Consider the following 13,548-nt stretch of genomic DNA (forward strand, 5'->3'; position numbering starts at 1 on the left):
AAGTCGTTCAAGAATTTGGTGGGATTGCCGTCACTTCCGTCGTCGCCTGCTCGCCGACGGTCGCCGAAGCGATCGCGGCGGCGGGAGGCACATCGTCCGGCTTGGGCAGCGTGGTTGCCCTTTGCAGCGCCGCCTCCTTGCTGATGGCCGCAATCGAGTTGCCGGTCCGCTCGACGATGCTGGTCAGCTCCGCATCTGACAGTCCGAGACGCTTTCTGACGAGCCGCACCTGAGTACGGTCGGCAAGATCGAGCTTGTTGCGGATCGGCTGTGGCTTCGAGCGGCGCATGGCGAAAACTCCCGTGTAGAATTGCAACCGTCGCCGAGGCGATTCCGTTCCCTGTTTGCAACAGTGATCTTCCCCAACCATCGTCGCCGCACCTCGGCCCAAAAGTGCACACAACGCGCACGGCGCATCGGTGTGGCGCCGGCCTGAGGAACGAATGCCTCCATCTCGGCTTCTCCCGTCCTGAGCATGCTCGAGCGATCGTAAAATCGAGCCTCGCGAAGCGTGCTGTTACTTCCAGCCACGCAAAGGCGGCCAGGTTTGAGTCACAGATTGGGAATGGCCGGGCAAGCGCGACACCACGGCCCTCGATGCCTCGATCACGGGGTCTGCTTCAATCTCTGGGCGCCGACGGCGCAATCGGTCGAATTGCTCGAAGCCGGCCGGCCGCCACTCCGGATGACGCGCGACCATGATGGCTGGTACCAGTTGTTGAGTCCCACCGCGCATGTCGGCACGCGCTATCAGTTCAGGATCAACGAAGACCTGGTCGTTCCCGATCCCGCCTCGTTCTTCCAGCCAGACGACGTCGGGGCGCCGAGCGAGGTGATCGACACCGCGACGTTCCGGGACTCGGTGCTCTATCCCGGCCGCCCCTGGGCGGAGGCCGTGATCTACGAGTTGCATGTCGGCACCTTCAGTGAGGAAGGCACCTATGCCGGCGTCGAGAAAAAGTTGCCCTATCTGCACGATCTCGGCATCACCGCAATCGAGCTGATGCCGCTCAATGACGTCCCCGGCCGGCACAATTGGGGCTATGACGGCGTGCTGCTGAATGCGCCAAATGCGCGCTACGGCAGGCCGGAAGACCTCAAGCGGTTGTTACGCGCGGCGCATGCCCTCGACATCATGGTCTACCTCGATGTGGTCTATAACCATTTCGGGCCGCAGCTGAACTATCTGCACCTCTATGCGGAAAGCTTCTTCACCACGCGCCATAGCACCGGCTGGGGCCCTGCCGTCAACCTCGAGGGACACGACGGCGCGTTCGTGCGCGAGTTCCTGATCGAGAACGCGTTGATGTGGCTGCGCGACTACGGGTTCGACGGCTTGCGGCTCGATGCGGTTCACGCGCTCAAGGACGATTCCGACCGCCATTTCCTGATCGAGCTTGCCGAGACGGTTCGCAGTCAGCTGCCGGGCCGACGCGTGCATCTGATGCTGGAGAACGAGGCCAATCAGGCCCGCCTGCTCGACCGTGCTCAAGGGCGAACCCGGCTCTATGACGCGCAATGGGGCGATGATTTTCACAACGCGCTCCACGTCCTGTTGACGGGCGAGGACGAAGGCTACTATCGCGCCTTCGCAGACAGGCCGCTCGAACATCTCGCGCGAGCGCTCACCGAGGGCTTTGCCTACCAGGGCGAAGTCTTTCCGCTGCATGACGAACCGCGCGGCGAGCCGAGCGCGCATCTGCCGCCCGAGGCCACCATCTTCTTCGCCCAGAACCACGACCAGATCGGCAATCGCGCGCTCGGGGAGCGGCTTTCCGCGCTGGTCGGTCCGGAGAAACTGGATCAGGCCATGGCGCTGGTTCTCTTGAATCCGCACATTCCGATGTTGTTCATGGGTGAGGAAGCCGCGGCCGAGACACCGTTCCTGTTTTTCGCAGACTGGTCCGGCGAAGCTGCCGAGCTGACACGGGAAGGGCGGCGTAAGGAGTTCGCGCACTTCAAGGCGTTCTCGACGCCCGACATACGCGCCAGGATTCCGGATCCGTGCGATGAAAAAACCTTCGCGGCATCGAAGCTCGACTGGACCGGCATCGACCGCTCTCCCGCCAGCGCCAGGTTTCGCAGCCTAACATCCCGATTGCTGAAGATACGGCGCGAGAAGATCGTTCCGCTGATCAAACGGGGTTTCCTTTCGGCTCATTGCAAGTTGCTGGGGGAGAACCAGCGTAAGGGCGGCCTGGATGCCCGTTGGCGGACGGCGAACGGAGACATCTTGCAGATCGTCGCCAATTTCGCGGACGGCGAACTGCCCATGCCGGCGCTGGTTGCGGGCGAGAGCCTATGGCGATTGGGCGCCGCCGACGCGCCAGCCCTGTTGCGGAGCGACATCATCGTAAGGCTTGGCCACGAGGCGTGATGGAACAGCGAGGAACGCTTCCGAAAGCTTTCCGTTAGCGGAGTAAATCTCTGGAGCCGCTTCATGACCGAATATCCAAAGCCGCCTTTCCCGCCGCAGCAGCAATCGATGCCCGGTTCGACGCGCGCGATGAACCCGCGACCGGATCATGGCGAGGAAAGTTACAGGGGCGCCGGGCGCCTGACCGGAAAGAAGGCAATTATCACCGGAGGCGACAGTGGCATCGGCCGCGCGGTCGCGATCGCCTATGCCAGGGAAGGTGCCGACATCGTCATCGCCTATTTGAACGAGGACGAGGATGCCGCCGAGGTCAAGACGCTGGTGGAGCGCGCAGGACGCAAGGTCGTCCTGATCCCCGGCGACATCCGCAATCCCGATCATTGCCGCGCGATCATCCAGCGCACCGTCGAGGCGTTCGGCGCAATAGACATCCTCGTCAACAACGCGGCGCATCAGGACACGTTCAAGGAGATCGCTGACATCAGCGACGAGGAATGGCAGCGGACGTTCGAGACCAATATCCACGCCATGTTCTATCTCACCAAGGCTGCGGTCCCCCACATGCGCCCGGGAGCGGCGATCATCAACACCGCGTCGGTGAACTCCGACATGCCGAATCCGACTTTGCTGGCCTATGCCACGACCAAGGGCGCCATTCAGAATTTTACCGGTGGGCTCGCCCAGATGCTGGCGAGCAAAGGCATTCGGGTCAATGCGGTCGCCCCGGGTCCGATCTGGACGCCGCTGATTCCGTCGACGATGGCGGAGGACACTGTGAAGAACTTCGGCAAGCAGGTGCCGATGCAACGGGCCGGCCAGCCGGCCGAACTCGCGACAGCCTATGTCATGCTCGCCGATCCGCTCTCGAGCTACACATCGGGAGCGACCCTGGCGGTCACCGGCGGCAAGCCGTTCATCTGACCGAACGTGCGACGAGAACGTGGCAGCCCTGCGAGCAGGGCCGCCACGCCCAGCATGTCTTCACCAGTACGCCTCGACCGGCGACGAGGTCCTTGTTTGTCGCCTTATCGATCATCTTCGGCAGCGCCTTGAGGATCTGCTGTTCCGCGTAATAGATATCCTGCAGCCCGTGCAGCAGCAGGTCTTCCATCGATTTGATGTCCTTGGTGAAGAATCCAGTAAACGACGTCTCCTTGTCAATGATGGAACTGGAACGCCGCACAGCTGCAGCTGTTCCATTCCCGTGACCAGATCAGGAGAGCCGAATGAGCGATGGAGCGGATCATCTTGCGAGCCTGCTCGGACGAGCGGCGATGGACGTCTGGGGTGACATGCCCCGCGACATCCAGGAAGCGCTGTTCGAGACCGCCATGAAGGGACGGCCAGCGGAGCGGGAAGAGCTCGCGCGGCTGCTGCACGAGCGGCATCCCCGTACGCTTCATCCGGCGCGGCCTGGCTGAGCCGTTGCAGGAACGATCGGGCAAGAAGCCGATTTGTAAAATGGGCGAGGCGCGGCGAATGGGATTGGACGAGGCCCGTGAGCCGTAGCTCCGCCCAGGATCAAATCGGTGAGTCGATCGGCGTGACTGAAATGATGATCGGAAAATGGTACGACCCGATCTCCCAGAGATGGATCGTGCCGCGCGAAACGCACCCGGTGGCGGGCCACTCGCAGTCCGACCCGGAGAAGGGGCTCGAAGCCCGCAAGCCGGCCGAGGCGCAGCGGATCTGGGACCTGTTGGTCGATTGCTGCGCGCGCGGGTGATGTCCGAGCCGCACCATCATTGGCTTCTGCTGTCGGCAATTCACAGAGTGATGACATAGACCGCGAAGGCAATGATGAGCGCCAGGCTTACGACGGCGGTGCTGATCAATATCTTGCCCATGGCGCGTCCGTGCTGTCTCGCCGCGTCAATGTAACAGCCGTCATTTTCGTTCCGGACCGGCAGCTGAAGGCAGCTCCGACTGTTCACATGTGCACAAAGGGCGTCGGTACCAAATGGCTTGAACTATATCATTTGATGCAGACATGGCTGCGCTCGCTCTTATCATCGGCCATGCGGAAAGGCACCGCATGGTGCCATGACATGGAGACCCGATCGTGCACAGGCGGCGTCGCGTTCAGCAAACCACCACGCTTCAAGAGCGGCTTGCAGAGTTCACCAGGACCATCCGCGAAAAGGCCGAGGCGTTGCCCGACGGCAAGGAGCGGGATGAGCTGATGAAGCGGCTGAGAAGCGCAGACACTGCGTCAAACCTCGACCGTCAATTCGCCGGCAGGGATTGAGCTCGCAAGGATTGAACTGGCAATTGAGCTGGAAAGCGTCAGCTGCGGTACCAACTCGCCAGATTCCAGGTCGTGACGTCCCAGCCTGACATGTCGACCATGAGATTGTTGACCCCTGCGTTGACGATGTTGCGGGATAGAAGCGGCAGGAACACGTTGGCCTCGCAAAAAGTTTCGTCGACCTTGATCAGCAGCGCGGCCCGCTTGACCGGATCGAGCTCGTTCTGGGCGGCCTTGTAGGCCTTGTCGGCCTCGGGATCGGACCAGCGCGAGACGTTGCGGCCGAGCCATTTGTTGTCCTTGTTGGAAATCTCCCAGGAGACGCATTGGTTCAGGAAGCGCTCCGGGTCGGGCTGCGGCTGCGTCGTGTTGTACATCTCCATGTCGGCATAGAACTTCGAGTAGGTGTCGGGGTTGCCGACGTCGGACGAGAAGAACACCGATGCCGTGACCGCCTTGATCTCGATCTCGATGCCGGCCTTCTGGCAGGCCTGCTTGATGATGGCCTGCGTCTTCTGACGCGGCGCATTGGTCGAAGTCTGGAAGACGAATTTGAGCTTCTTGCCGTCCTTCTCGCGGATGCCGTCCGCGCCCTTTGCCCAGCCGGCGTCATCCAGGACCTTGTTGGCCTTGTCGACGTCGAACTCGTATTTCAGCTTGGCCGACTTGAACTGTTTGGGTGCGTTGACGAAGCTCGCGGTGGCGACGCCGCCGCGCCCGTAAATGAACTTCTGGATCGACTCGCGGTCGATCAGCAAGTTCATCGCGCGGCGAACGGCGGGATCGGACAGCGTCGGGTGCTTGGTCTTGGGGCTGGAGCGCTCGCCGTCCACCTCGGTCCACGGATCGGTCGTGTTGAGGATGATGAACTCGACATTGCCTGACGGCGTGACGTCGAGCTTGCCCTTGCCGCTGGCCTCCATGCGTTTGAGGACCTCCTCCTCCACTTGCATGTTCCAGGCGTAGTCATATTCGCCGGTCTGCAGCACGGCGCGCGCCGCGGATACCGCATCGCCGCCGCCCTTGATTTCGAGCGTGTCGAAATGCGGCTGGTTCTTGACGTGATAGTCGGGATTGCGTTCGGCCCGGATCAGGTCGCCCGGCTTGAACTCGACGAATTTGTAGGGACCAGTGCCGACCGGCTTCAGATTGCCGGGCGCTTCGCGCGACTTCGCGCCGACATAATCGCCGAAATGATGCTTCGGCAGGATCGGACCGACCGAGCCGACGAAGGGATCGGCCCAGAACGGCGTCGGCGCCTTGAACAGCACCTTGATGGTGTGGTCGTCGATCTTCTCGACCGTGATGTCCTTGTAGGAACCCGTGGTGTACGCCGCGGTCGCGAGATCCGAGGCGTATTGCCAGGTGAAGACGACATCGTCGGCAGTGAAGGGCTTGCCGTCATGCCACCTCACGCCCTGTTTCAGTTTCCAGGTCACGCTCAGGCCGTCCGGCGAAAGGCCGCCGTTCTGCTTGGATGGAGCCTCGGCCGCGAGGCAGGGGACGAGGTTGCCCTCCTTGTCCCAGCCGGCGAGCGGCTCGAAGAAGACGCGCGAGGCGATCTGGTCCTTGGTGCCGAGCGCGAAATGCGGATTGAGCAGCGTCGGGGCCTGCCAGAGCAGGATCTTGAGCGGGCCGCCGCCGCCGGCCTTGGTCGGCTTGTAAGGCAGCGTGGCGTCCGCCATCGCCATGTCATTCCAGACCAGGATCTGGCTCGCGACCGGCGCTGCGATCCCGATCGCAGCCATCGTCTGCATGAACGAACGTCGCGATAGCTTGCCTTGCTTCACCTCAGCGATGGACTTGCGGATTTCGTTCTCGTTCATCGGATGATCCCCACTTCACAGACAAGTCGTCACCGGCCAAGGCCCATCATGTTTCATCACGGGCGAGGCGGCAATGCCGACAGGGTGAGAAAACCCTGCGGCGAAATGACGAACGTAGGGGACGGCAGCTATGGCTGCCAAGGGGCGCTAGCTGGATCGCCGCGCGAGAGACCCAAGGCGGCGATCCAATGCGAGCTAGGGGAACCGCCCATTCGCAAGCGCCAGCGCAGCTCCAACCGCGTTCTCGAGAATTTCCTCCGACAATTGCCTGTCGCTCACCGCGCGCGACAATTGCAGCGCGCCGACCATGGTTGCGTAGACCGAAATCGCGCGTCGTCGACGCTCCGCAACCGGACCTTCCGGCATCTGCGCCGCCATCAGCGCGATGATCTCCGACGTCTTCTCGGTGAAGGCATCACGCGTCGCCTTGGGATGTCGGGCGATTTCGGCGACAAGGGCTGCGGTCGGGCAACCGGCGCCCGCGCGGTCGCGATGGCGCGGGGAGAGGTAGTCGCGGATCGTTGCCTCGAGCGCGACGCCGTTTGCAAGATTGTCCTTGTGCCTCTGCTCGCGCCGCTCCAGGGCGTCGATCAGCACCGCGCGTACCAGATCCTCCTTGGAAGCGAAATGCGTGTAGAAGGCGCCGTTGGTCAGGCCCGCTTCCGCCATGATGCCGGCGAGGCCGACCGCGGCGATGCCGCTCTCGCGGAACTGCGAAGAGGCGACGTCGATGATGTGCCGCCGCGTCGTGTCCCTGTGTCCCTTGTCGTAGCGCGCCAATCCCGCCTCCTGCGCGACCCCGCCACAAAATCGTGAGGCCGGGCCCATTGCATTATGATCATAATAATACATTATGAACATAATGCAATGGGCGGCCGATCGGCGGCGGCCCTTCGGGACCCCAGGGATCGAACCCATGTCAGTCGAGGATGCCGCCGCGCCGGCCTTGTCCGCCCCGCAGATCGTGGCTCGCGCCACCGCTCCGCTCCGCCAAGTGGCGGCATCAACACCAGGCGCGGCCGAGCAGCGGCGCGCAGCGCTGCTGACGGCGCCGATCCTGCCGACGCTGCTCCGGCTCGCGCTGCCGACCGTGACCGTCCTGGTGGCGCAAACCGCGGTCAACATCGCGGAAGCCTATTATGTCGGCTTCCTCGGCACCGATGCGCTGGCCGGTGCGGCGCTCGTGTTCCCGATCTTCATGCTGATGACCATGATGTCGAATGGCGGCTTCGGCAGCGGCGTTGCCTCCTCGGTCGCGCGCGCGGTCGGTGCCGGCCGCCGCGACGATGCCGAAGCCGCGTTGTTTCATGCCGTGGTGCTCGCGATGATTGCCGGCGGCGTGTTCACGCTCGGCGTCATCGTCGGCGGTCCGCATCTCTACCGCGCCCTTGGCGGCGCCGACGGTGCCCTCGCTGCGGCCACCACCTATTCCAACTATCTGTTCGCCGGCGCCATCCCGGTCTGGATCGTCAATCTCCAGGCGGCGGCGCTACGCGGCGCGGGCAATGTCAAGGTGCCCGCGCTGGTGACGCTGGTCGGCGCGATCGTGACGATTCCGGTGTCGCCGGCGCTGATCTTCGGTCTGGGACCGATCCCGCGGTTCGGCATCGGCGGCGCGGGCATCGCCTTCGGCCTCTATTACGGCGCGGCGATGCTGTTTCTGCTGCGCTACATGGCCTCAGGCGCGACCGGCCTCAAGCTGCACATCGTGCCGCTCCGCGCAAAAATCTTCGGTGACATGCTGAAGGTCGGCATTCCCACCGCCTTCAATGCGGTGCTGACCAATCTCACCGTCATTCTCGTCACCGGCGCGGTCGGCCTGTTCGGCACCTCCGCGCTCGCCGGCTACGGCATCGCCTCGCGGCTCGACTACATCATGATCCCGCTGCTGTTCGGCATCAGCACCGCGACGCTAACGATGGTCGGCGTCAACATGGGCGCGGGACAGACGGCGCGGGCACGTCGCATTGGCTGGATCAGCGGCGTTGTCGGCATGGTTATGACCGGCACGATCGGCCTTTTGGTGGCGATCTTCCCGACGGCCTGGCTCAATCTCTTCAGTCACGATGCCGAGGTGGTGGGCGAAGGCATGACCTACTTGCGCATCGTCGCGCCGGCCTACGTCGCACTCGGCTTCGGCTTCGTGACGTCGTTCGCCGTGCAAGGCACCGGCCGCGCCATCGGCCCGCTCGCGTCCTCGGTCGCGCGCATCCTGATCGCGGCCGGCGGCGGCTGGATCGCGGTGGCAAGCTTCGGCGCCGGCATGGCGGGGCTCGCCACCATGGTGACGGCATCGCTCGCCGCCTATGCCGTGATCTGCTTCCTGATCATGCTGTCGCCGTCGACCTGGCGGTCCGAGTAGGCGCAGATCATCTGATGCTGGCAACACCGACAACCAGCACCGAAATCCCGGCTGGATTGCCTGCTGCTATCTCGCCGCCATTTCGCTCCCCGGCTGTTGTTGCGCCGTGATGCCCGTCACGATTGCGCAGAGCATTCCTAATCTCTGTGAATTCGTTTCCCGATTGGTATCGAATTGAGAAGGTGTCTGCCGCTGCCGGCATCCAATATGGATTTCCATTTCATTGATTTCGCCACATAGAGAAGCGAATACGGTTCCAGTCGTTGCCGCTGAGTCATGGAGACCAAGATCATGGAGACCAAGATGTCGTTTCGCCTCCCCCTGATCCTTTCTGCCGTCCTCGTCGTATGGTCGGCGGGCGCCTCGGCCGAGACCATCAAGATCGGCGTGACGCCGGGGCCGCACGCCCAGATTTTCGAGGCCGTGAAGCCGATCGCCGCCCAGCACGGTCTCGACATCCAGCTCATCGAATTCTCCGACTACGTCGTGCCGAATGCCGCGCTCGATGCCGGCGAGATCCAGGCCAATTCGTTCCAGAACCAGCCTTACCTGGACAACCAGAAGGCGGACCGTGGCTACAAGATCGAAGCCGTCGGCTTGACCGTGAATTTCCCGATCGGTGTCTATTCCAAGAAGCACAAGGCATTCGCCGACATCCCCGAGGGCGGCAAGGTCTCGATCCCGAACGATCCGACTAATGGCGGCCGCGTGCTGCTGCTGCTGCGCGACAAGGGCGTGATCAAGCTGAAGGACGGCACGGGCTTCAAGCCGACGGTGCTTGATATCGCCGAGAATCCAAAGAAGCTGAAGTTCATCGAGGTCGACGCGGCGCAGGCGCCGCGCGCGCTCGACGACGTCGACGCCGCCGCGATCAACACCAATTATGCAACCCAGGCGGGCCTCGATCCCGTCAAGGATCCGATCCTGCGCGAGGACCCGAAGGGTCCCTACGTCAATCTCATCGCCGTTCGCACGGCCGACAAGGACAAGCCCTGGGTCAAGGTGCTGGTAGACAGCTATCACACGGCGGAGGTGAAGGAGTTCGTCCTGACCAAGTTCAAGGGCGCGGTACTGCCGAGCTGGTAGGCAGTCTGCCCAGCCAAAGTTCAGCTCAGGGCGATCCCGGCGGGCAGCGTACGAGCCCTGCGCAATGCCCGCTTGTCTGGAGCTGCGGCAACCGACATCATCGGGGCCTATCCTCGTCCGACAGGGGTCGTATGAAACGCTTAGCAAACCTGAAACGCCTGGGGTTTTTCACACGGCTTCTCGACGAGGCCCCGCCCGCCGATCGATATCGCTTCGCGGCCGAGCAGATCGTGCGCGCCGAGAAGGCGGGCCTCGATTCCGCGTGGATCGCGCAGCACCATTTCCACGAGCGCGAGGGCGGTCTGCCGTCCCCCTTCACCTTTCTCGGCTACGTCGCAGCCCAAACCTCGCGCATCCGGCTCGGCACCGGCATCGTCACCTTGCCGCTGGAGAATGCGGTGAGGGTGGCGGAGGACGCCGCGGTGCTCGATCTGCTCTGCAACGGTCGCTTCGAGCTCGGTGTCGGCACCGGCGGCAATCCCTCGGCCTTTGCCGCCTTCGGCCTCGACAGCGCCCAGCGCAACGAGATTTTTGCGCGCAATCTGGAAATCGTCCGCACGGCGCTGACGGGCAAGCCGCTCGACGGTGGCGACACGCTCTATCCGCAGCGGCCGCAATTGGACAACCGGATCTGGCAGGCGACGTTCTCTGTCGCGGGCGGCGCGCGTGCCGGCAAGGCGGGCGACGGCCTGTTGTTGTCGCGCACCCAACCTCGAACCAAGGAGGCGCCGAAGGCAACGCTGGCCGAGATTCAAAATCCGGTCATCGATGCCTACCTCGAAGCACTGCCGCCGGGACGCGAACCCCGCATTATGGCTTCGCGCACCGTCTTCGTCGCCGACGACCGCGCTGAGGCGATGCGCCTTGCCGATATCGGGCTGCGGCGCGCGCTGCCGCAATTCCTCAAGGGCGGCCACGCCAAGCCGGGCGAGACGCTCGAGGAAATGATCGCGGCGTTCGACACCCATGTCGGGGCGGCCGACGACGTGATCGCCTCGCTCCGCAGCGACGCCACGCTGGAGCGGGTGACCGATCTCGTCTTTCAGGCGCATTCGGTCGATGCCCCGCATCCCCATATCCTGCGCTCGATCGAGCTGGTCGCGGAGAAGGTCGCGCCGGCGCTGGGCTGGGCGCGGACGGCGGCGGATGTGGCGCTGGCGTGATAGTCGGAATGAACGGAATCGCGTTGCACCAGGTGCAAGAGGCTGAATGATGGCTACGAAAGATATCATCGACACGCTCGCCGGGATCGAACCGGGTTCGTCCCTCGACGCCATTCGCGCGCGCCGCCTGCAGGCGCGCGACAACGCGCAGAAGAGCTATCTCTCTTTGTTCGAGCCGATCGATGCCGGTGATGTCTCGCTTGTCGAGCGGGCGGCAGTCGCGTTCTTCGTGATCGGTCTTCACCGCGAGCCGACTGTAGCTGCCTTCTATCGGGCGAAGTTAACTGCGATCGCCGGTGCGCGCCTGATTGAGGCAATCGAGGCTGAAATCGCGCGGGGCGAGACTTCGGGCCCTTACGGCGCCTTTCCGGCCGGGCCGCTGTCGGTCGAGAACAAGGCCGGCTTGGCCTACCGCGTCAGCGCCGAGCGCAAGCCCGAGCTCGGCGCCCGGCTCATTGCGGCATTCGAGCATGCGCATCTGCTGGTGTTCCGCCCGCGCGATGCGGCCGTGGCCGACATGAAGGCGCTGCTCGCCGCCGGCTGGTCGAACACCGGAATCGTCACGTTCTCTCAGCTCGTTGCGTTCCTGTCGTTCCAGGTGCGCGTCGTCACCGGACTGCGCGTGCTCGGCGCCTCGCTTGGCAGCGCAAACGCTGCGGCCGGCGCCTAAGGAGATCGCGATCATGAGCGCTGCAAACAACGTCAATCCGCCCGTCGTCTTCACCCAGGATGAACTCGGCTGGGTGTCGTGGATCGATCCGCTGCCCGAAGCCGAGCTGACCGAGCGGCATTTCGCCGGCCTCGTCGATCGCTCCCGTTCCAAGTCCGAATATTTTCGACTGCTGGTGCGCGATCCCGAGGTGCTGGAAGCCCGCACCAAGACTGACAAGGACATCTTCTACAACGTTGCCGACGGCCTGCCGCGCGCCGAGCGCGAGCTCGCAGCGGCTGCGACCTCGCGCTACAACGGCTGCATCTACTGCGCCTCCGTGCATGCGCGTTTCGCCAGCACTTATTCCAAGCGCCGCGACGATGTGCAGCGGCTGCTCGAGGAGGGCGTCTGCGCCGATCTCGGCGAGCGCTGGAATGCGGTCGTCAAGGCCTCGGTGGCGCTGGCTGCGACGCCGATCGCGTTCGGCCCCGACAATATCGATGAGCTGCGCTGCGCCGGTCTCGACGATGCCGAGATCGTCGACGTCATCAACGGCGCGTCGTTCTTCAACTGGGCGAACCGGCTGATGCTGTCGCTCGGCGAGCCCTCGAAATAGCCAACCTCACCGGCATGGAAATTGCTGGTTGTTTCAACACCTGACAGGATGGAGCCGTCCATGAGCAACATCGATCGTCGTACCCTGGTCAAGGGCTCGCTTGCCGCCATGATGGCGGGAGCGGCCTTCTCGCGCGCCGCGCTTGCTCAATCGTCCGAACCGATTTTGCTGGGCGTCAGCGGTCCGTTGACCGGCCCGAATGCACAATATGGCACGCAGTGGAAGCAGGGCTTTGATCTCGCGCTCGACGAGATCCAAGCAGCAGGCGGCATCAACGGCCGCAAGCTCGCCTACAGCTTCGAAGACAGCCAGAGCGACCCGCGCCAGTCGGTGGCGATCGCCCAGAAGTTCGTCTCCGATCCCAGGATTGTCATGGAGCTCGGCGATTTCTCCAGTCCCGCCTCGATGGCGGCCTCGCCAATCTATCAGCGCGGAGGGCTGGTGCAGTTCGGATTCACAAATTCGCATCCCGATTTCACCAAGGGCGGCGACTTCATGTGGAGCACCTCGGTCAGCCAGGCCGACGAGCAGCCGCTGCTGGCGGCTTATGCCGTGAAACGTCTCGGCCTGAAGAAGCTCGCCGTGCTGCACCTCAACACCGATTGGGGCCGCACCAGCCGCGACTATTTCGTCAAGGCCGCGAAAGAACACGGCGCCGAAATCGCCGTCACCGAAGGCTACATTGCGGAGGAGCGCGACTTCCGCTCCACGCTGGTGCGCGTCCGCGACGCCAATCCGGACGGGCTGATCCTGATCTCCTATTATTCCGACGGTGCGCTGATCGCGCGCCAGGCACGGCAGGTCGGGCTGAAGCAGGTGATCTGCGCCGCGAGTTCGGTCTACTCGCCGAAATTCCTGGAGCTCGGCGGCGAGGCTGTCGAGGACGTCCATGTCGGCACGCGCTACTTCCCGGAAGATCCGCGCCCCGAGGTGCAGACGTTCATCGCGGGCTTCAAGAAGAAGTACAACGGACAGGAGCCCGACGCGTTCAATGCCTACTCCTATGACGCGATGAACATGGCCGCCGCCGTGGTGAGGATCGGCGGCGCCGACCGGCGCGCGATCCGCGACGCCTTCACGAAAGTGAAGGACGTATCGAGCGTGATCTTCGGCAAAGCGACGTTCGACGTCGAGAGCCGGCGCGTCAAGGGCGCCATGAACGCCGAGCTCGTCGTGCGCAAGGGCCAGTTCGCCCTCTGGGACGGCAAGCCGACCTGA

At 63.6% G+C, this 13,548-nt stretch carries 14 protein-coding genes and 1 pseudogene; 11 read left to right on the forward strand and 4 right to left on the reverse strand.

What is annotated here, in order from left to right; all coding sequences use genetic code 11:
- Nucleotides 1-7: 7 nt before the first annotated feature.
- Nucleotides 8-289, reverse strand: coding sequence for a DUF3606 domain-containing protein (locus AC0L30_RS13190; protein WP_354127220.1), 282 nt, complete (start codon nucleotides 287-289; stop codon nucleotides 8-10).
- A 276-nt stretch (nucleotides 290-565) separates the two neighbouring features.
- On the opposite strand from AC0L30_RS13190, the gene treZ reads away from it, so the two are divergent.
- Together treZ and AC0L30_RS13200 are read left to right on the forward strand one after the other, a co-directional pair.
- The gene (gene treZ, locus AC0L30_RS13195; RefSeq protein WP_354127221.1) at nucleotides 566-2,377 is read left to right on the forward strand and encodes a malto-oligosyltrehalose trehalohydrolase; all 1,812 of its coding nucleotides are present in this window, start codon (nucleotides 566-568) and stop codon (nucleotides 2,375-2,377) included.
- Between the two features lie 63 nt (nucleotides 2,378-2,440).
- Nucleotides 2,441-3,298 (forward strand): SDR family oxidoreductase, encoded by an 858-nt coding sequence (locus tag AC0L30_RS13200; RefSeq protein ID WP_473367701.1) that lies wholly within the window; start codon nucleotides 2,441-2,443, stop codon nucleotides 3,296-3,298.
- 76 nt (nucleotides 3,299-3,374) lie between these two features.
- Here the strand turns inward: AC0L30_RS13200 and AC0L30_RS13205 are convergent.
- A pseudogene (locus AC0L30_RS13205) lies at nucleotides 3,375-3,488 on the reverse strand (DUF892 family protein); the annotation flags it as partial.
- Between the two features lie 115 nt (nucleotides 3,489-3,603).
- Here AC0L30_RS13205 and AC0L30_RS13210 point away from each other — a divergent pair.
- The 3 genes from AC0L30_RS13210 to AC0L30_RS13220 all read left to right on the forward strand — a co-directional run bounded on the left by AC0L30_RS13210 (nucleotide 3,604) and on the right by AC0L30_RS13220 (nucleotide 4,625).
- Complete coding sequence (locus AC0L30_RS13210; RefSeq protein ID WP_027519884.1) at nucleotides 3,604-3,798, forward strand: hypothetical protein; 195 nt, start codon at nucleotides 3,604-3,606, stop codon at nucleotides 3,796-3,798.
- Between the two features lie 77 nt (nucleotides 3,799-3,875).
- Nucleotides 3,876-4,103: a hypothetical protein gene (locus tag AC0L30_RS13215; protein WP_354127223.1), complete on the forward strand. Its 228-nt coding sequence runs from the start codon at nucleotides 3,876-3,878 to the stop codon at nucleotides 4,101-4,103.
- Nucleotides 4,104-4,439: 336 nt separating this feature from the next.
- Nucleotides 4,440-4,625, forward strand: coding sequence for a hypothetical protein (locus AC0L30_RS13220; RefSeq protein ID WP_007595953.1), 186 nt, complete (start codon nucleotides 4,440-4,442; stop codon nucleotides 4,623-4,625).
- Between the two features lie 38 nt (nucleotides 4,626-4,663).
- On the opposite strand, the gene AC0L30_RS13225 is transcribed toward AC0L30_RS13220, so the two are convergent.
- Both AC0L30_RS13225 and AC0L30_RS13230 read right to left on the reverse strand, forming a co-directional pair.
- On the reverse strand, nucleotides 4,664-6,451 hold the full coding sequence (locus AC0L30_RS13225) for a peptide ABC transporter substrate-binding protein (protein WP_473404438.1): 1,788 nt from the start codon (nucleotides 6,449-6,451) through the stop codon (nucleotides 4,664-4,666).
- Between the two features lie 195 nt (nucleotides 6,452-6,646).
- A complete protein-coding gene (locus AC0L30_RS13230; protein ID WP_035993465.1) occupies nucleotides 6,647-7,231 on the reverse strand; it encodes a TetR family transcriptional regulator in 585 nt (194 codons plus the stop codon).
- Between the two features lie 136 nt (nucleotides 7,232-7,367).
- Here AC0L30_RS13230 and AC0L30_RS13235 point away from each other — a divergent pair, with 136 nt between their 5' ends.
- From AC0L30_RS13235 to AC0L30_RS13260, 6 genes are all read left to right on the forward strand, one after another.
- A complete protein-coding gene (locus AC0L30_RS13235; protein WP_473404439.1) occupies nucleotides 7,368-8,813 on the forward strand; it encodes an MATE family efflux transporter in 1,446 nt (481 codons plus the stop codon).
- A 291-nt stretch (nucleotides 8,814-9,104) separates the two neighbouring features.
- Nucleotides 9,105-9,899 (forward strand): MetQ/NlpA family ABC transporter substrate-binding protein, encoded by a 795-nt coding sequence (locus tag AC0L30_RS13240; RefSeq protein WP_473254732.1) that lies wholly within the window; start codon nucleotides 9,105-9,107, stop codon nucleotides 9,897-9,899.
- A gap of 131 nt (nucleotides 9,900-10,030) precedes the next feature.
- Nucleotides 10,031-11,062 carry a putative FMN-dependent luciferase-like monooxygenase gene (locus tag AC0L30_RS13245; RefSeq protein ID WP_473254731.1) on the forward strand — a complete coding sequence of 344 codons (1,032 nt, stop codon included), beginning with the start codon at nucleotides 10,031-10,033 and terminating at the stop codon, nucleotides 11,060-11,062.
- Nucleotides 11,063-11,111: 49 nt separating this feature from the next.
- Complete coding sequence (locus AC0L30_RS13250) at nucleotides 11,112-11,732, forward strand: CMD domain protein (RefSeq protein ID WP_473254745.1); 621 nt, start codon at nucleotides 11,112-11,114, stop codon at nucleotides 11,730-11,732.
- A gap of 13 nt (nucleotides 11,733-11,745) precedes the next feature.
- Nucleotides 11,746-12,330 (forward strand): alkylhydroperoxidase domain protein, encoded by a 585-nt coding sequence (locus tag AC0L30_RS13255; protein ID WP_473404440.1) that lies wholly within the window; start codon nucleotides 11,746-11,748, stop codon nucleotides 12,328-12,330.
- 60 nt (nucleotides 12,331-12,390) lie between these two features.
- Nucleotides 12,391-13,548: an ABC transporter substrate-binding protein gene (locus AC0L30_RS13260; protein WP_473404441.1), complete on the forward strand. Its 1,158-nt coding sequence runs from the start codon at nucleotides 12,391-12,393 to the stop codon at nucleotides 13,546-13,548.

The sequence above is a fragment of the Bradyrhizobium sp. MI1.11 genome, from assembly GCF_055811255.1.

Excerpts from the sequence above, each read along its gene's own strand:
- AC0L30_RS13200 (WP_473367701.1), top strand. The coding sequence starts at position 2,441 with ATGACCGAATATCCAAAGCCGCCTTTCCCGCCGCAGCAGCAATCGATG.
- AC0L30_RS13260 (WP_473404441.1), top strand. The coding sequence starts at position 12,391 with ATGAGCAACATCGATCGTCGTACCCTGGTCAAGGGCTCGCTTGCCGCC.
- AC0L30_RS13210 (WP_027519884.1), top strand. The coding sequence starts at position 3,604 with ATGAGCGATGGAGCGGATCATCTTGCGAGCCTGCTCGGACGAGCGGCG.
- AC0L30_RS13240 (WP_473254732.1), top strand. The coding sequence starts at position 9,105 with ATGGAGACCAAGATGTCGTTTCGCCTCCCCCTGATCCTTTCTGCCGTC.
- AC0L30_RS13255 (WP_473404440.1), top strand. The coding sequence starts at position 11,746 with ATGAGCGCTGCAAACAACGTCAATCCGCCCGTCGTCTTCACCCAGGAT.
- treZ (WP_354127221.1), top strand. The coding sequence starts at position 566 with ATGGCCGGGCAAGCGCGACACCACGGCCCTCGATGCCTCGATCACGGG.
- AC0L30_RS13235 (WP_473404439.1), top strand. The coding sequence starts at position 7,368 with ATGTCAGTCGAGGATGCCGCCGCGCCGGCCTTGTCCGCCCCGCAGATC.
- AC0L30_RS13225 (WP_473404438.1), bottom strand. The coding sequence starts at position 6,451 with ATGAACGAGAACGAAATCCGCAAGTCCATCGCTGAGGTGAAGCAAGGC.
- AC0L30_RS13250 (WP_473254745.1), top strand. The coding sequence starts at position 11,112 with ATGGCTACGAAAGATATCATCGACACGCTCGCCGGGATCGAACCGGGT.
- AC0L30_RS13190 (WP_354127220.1), bottom strand. The coding sequence starts at position 289 with ATGCGCCGCTCGAAGCCACAGCCGATCCGCAACAAGCTCGATCTTGCC.
- AC0L30_RS13245 (WP_473254731.1), top strand. The coding sequence starts at position 10,031 with ATGAAACGCTTAGCAAACCTGAAACGCCTGGGGTTTTTCACACGGCTT.